General features: G+C 55.4%; 2 rRNA genes (1 of these 2 cut by a window edge). Both read left to right on the top strand.

Annotated elements, in window-relative coordinates:
- Positions 1–2,112: ribosomal RNA gene (locus ACP691_RS21565) — 23S ribosomal RNA — on the top strand; it begins 686 nt to the left of the window's first position.
- 179 nt (positions 2,113–2,291) lie between these two features.
- Positions 2,292–2,406 (top strand): 5S ribosomal RNA (rrf, locus tag ACP691_RS21560).
- Positions 2,407–2,500: the final 94 nt, after the last annotated feature.

The raw sequence follows: 2,500 nt of genomic DNA, 5'->3' as shown, positions 1-2,500 counted from the left end.
GCCATAGTTTGATGTATTAGACCCGAAACCCGGCGATCTAGGCATGACCAGGATGAAGGTGCGGTAACACGCACTGGAGGTCCGAACCGATTAACGTTGAAAAGTTACCGGATGAGTTGTGTTTAGGGGTGAAAGGCCAATCAAGCCGGGAAATAGCTGGTTCTCCGCGAAAACTATTGAGGTAGTGCCTCGAGCGGACACCCTAGGGGGTAGAGCACTGGATGGATGCGGGGGTCGCGAGATCTACCAACTCTAACCAAACTCCGAATACCTAGGAGTGATACTCGGGAGACAGACGGCGGGTGCTAAGGTCCGTCGTCAAAAGGGAAACAGCCCTGACCTACAGCTAAGGTCCCCAAGTCGTGTCTAAGTGGGAAAGCATGTGGAAATCCCAAAACAACCAGGAGGTTGGCTTAGAAGCAGCCATCCTTTAAAGAAAGCGTAACAGCTCACTGGTCTAAACAAGGGTTTCTGCGGCGAAGATGTAACGGGGCTCAAGACACGCACCGAAGCTTAGGGTGTGATCTTACGATCACGCGGTAGCGGAGCGTTCCGTACGCCTGTGAAGCGATCTGGTAATGGGTCGTGGAGGTATCGGAAGTGCGAATGCAGACATGAGTAGCGATAAAGAGGGTGAGATGCCCTCTCGCCGAAAGACCAAGGGTTCCTGCGCAAGGCTAATCCGCGCAGGGTGAGCCGGCCCCTAAGACGAGCCCGAAGGGGGTAGTCGATGGGAACCACGTTAATATTCGTGGGCCTGGTGGTGTGTGACGGATGGTGTGTGTTGTCTGACCTTATCGGATTGGTCAGGCTTCGAAACTGTCCCAGGAAATAGCCCCACCGTATAGACCGTACCCGAAACCGACACAGGTGGTCTGGTAGAGTATACCAAGGCGCTTGAGAGAAGTGTCCTGAAGGAACTCGGCAAATTGCCTCCGTACCTTCGGAAGAAGGAGGCCCCACGTAAGCGCAAGCTCTCGTGGGGGGCACAGGCCAGGGGGTAGCGACTGTTTAGCAAAAACACAGGGCTCTGCTAAGTCGGCTTCAAGACGACGTATAGGGCCTGACGCCTGCCCGGTGCCTGAAGGTTAAGTGGAGGGGTGCAAGCTCTGAAATGAAGCCCAGGTAAACGGCGGCCGTAACTATAACGGTCCTAAGGTAGCGAAATTCCTTGTCGGGTAAGTTCCGACCTGCACGAATGGCGTAACGACTTCCCCACTGTCTCCAGGACATGCTCAGCGAAATTGAATTCTCCGTGAAGATGCGGAGTACCCGCGGTTAGACGGAAAGACCCCGTGCACCTTTACTGCAGCTTCAGAGTGGCATTAGGAAAGAACTGTGTAGCATAGGTGGGAGGCTTTGAAGCATTGGCGCCAGCCGGTGTGGAGCCATAGGTGAAATACCACCCTGTTGTTTTCTGATGTCTAACCTCGCACCGTTAGCCGGTGCAGGGACCCTCTGTGGCGGGTAGTTTGACTGGGGCGGTCGCCTCCTAAAGAGTAACGGAGGCGCGCGATGGTGGGCTCAGGCCGGTTGGAAACCGGCTGTTAGAGTGCAATGGCATAAGCCCGCCTGACTGCGAGACTGACAAGTCGAGCAGAGACGAAAGTCGGTCATAGTGATCCGGTGGTCCCTCGTGGAAGGGCCATCGCTCAACGGATAAAAGGTACGCCGGGGATAACAGGCTGATAACCCCCAAGAGCTCATATCGACGGGGTTGTTTGGCACCTCGATGTCGGCTCATCACATCCTGGGGCTGGAGCAGGTCCCAAGGGTTTGGCTGTTCGCCAATTAAAGTGGTACGTGAGCTGGGTTCAGAACGTCGCGAGACAGTTTGGTCCCTATCTGCCGTGGGCGTCGAAATTTGAGAGGAGTTGACCCTAGTACGAGAGGACCGGGTTGAACGTACCTCTGGTGTACCTGTCGTCGTGCCAACGGCGCAGCAGGGTAGCTATGTACGGACGGGATAACCGCTGAAAGCATCTAAGCGGGAAGCCTCCCTCGAGATAAGATTTCATAGGACGGTCGGAGACCACGACCTTGATAGATCGGATGTGGAAGTGCGGTAACGCATGGAGCTAACCGATACTAATTGTCCTATTCGCGCTTGAGAGGACACACCATCAATGACAACCCTGGGTTGTCGACGATAGGCGTGGATGTCAGCGTCGAACGCCAGATACATATTCCAGTAACAGTGCACGCATCGATTTGAACCATAGCTCAGCCGCAAGGTCAGCACGCATGAAGCGTGCCGACCGAGCGGCTCAGCTCCCGCACACGCTTCATTGCCTGGTGGCTATAGCGTCGGTGTCCCACCCGATCCCATCCCGAACTCGGCCGTGAAACCCGACTGCGCCAATGGTACTACTGCCTAAGCAGTGGAAGAGTAGGTCGTCGCCAGGCATTGAAGCCTGTGTGGGAAGAAGAACCCATTCATGATTTCGTCCCAACGGGACACGCAACCCTCGCCATAAGCGGGGGTTCTCGCGTCTCCAAC

Source organism: Pseudomonas sp. DC3200b2, assembly GCF_049895785.1.
In the GTDB taxonomy this organism is placed as follows: domain Bacteria; phylum Pseudomonadota; class Gammaproteobacteria; order Pseudomonadales; family Pseudomonadaceae; genus Aquipseudomonas; species Aquipseudomonas massiliensis.
This window is presented reverse-complemented; position numbering and strand designations above follow the sequence as displayed.